General features: G+C 75.9%; 1 protein-coding gene. It reads right to left on the bottom strand.

The features are described from left to right. Positions 1-270 (bottom strand): zf-HC2 domain-containing protein (locus HKX41_11625; protein NNC24782.1); only part of this gene is annotated, 270 nt, incomplete at both ends.

The raw sequence follows: 270 nt of genomic DNA, 5'->3' as shown, positions 1-270 counted from the left end.
CGCGCAGCGACGGATTCGGCCAGGCGGATGCCCGGCGCGCTGCGCAGCCGCTGCAACAACTGCGCGGCCTGCGCCTGCGTCGGCGCGGCGGGCGCGAGCAGATACGCGCCTACGGCGTTGGGACCTTCGACCACCTGCAATTCCAGCCCGCGCAGCAGCGCGTTCCATTCGCCCAGCGGCATGGTCGGATCCGGCACGACCCGGATCGCCGCGGGCGGCGTCGGCGCCGCGGCCGGCGCATCGCTGAGGGTGCGGTAGCCGGCGCGCTGG

Source organism: Salifodinibacter halophilus (genome assembly GCA_012999515.1).
Taxonomy (GTDB): domain Bacteria; phylum Pseudomonadota; class Gammaproteobacteria; order Nevskiales; family Salinisphaeraceae; genus Salifodinibacter; species Salifodinibacter halophilus.
Note: the sequence above shows the minus strand (reverse complement) of the source record. Positions and strands in the feature narration are given on the sequence as shown.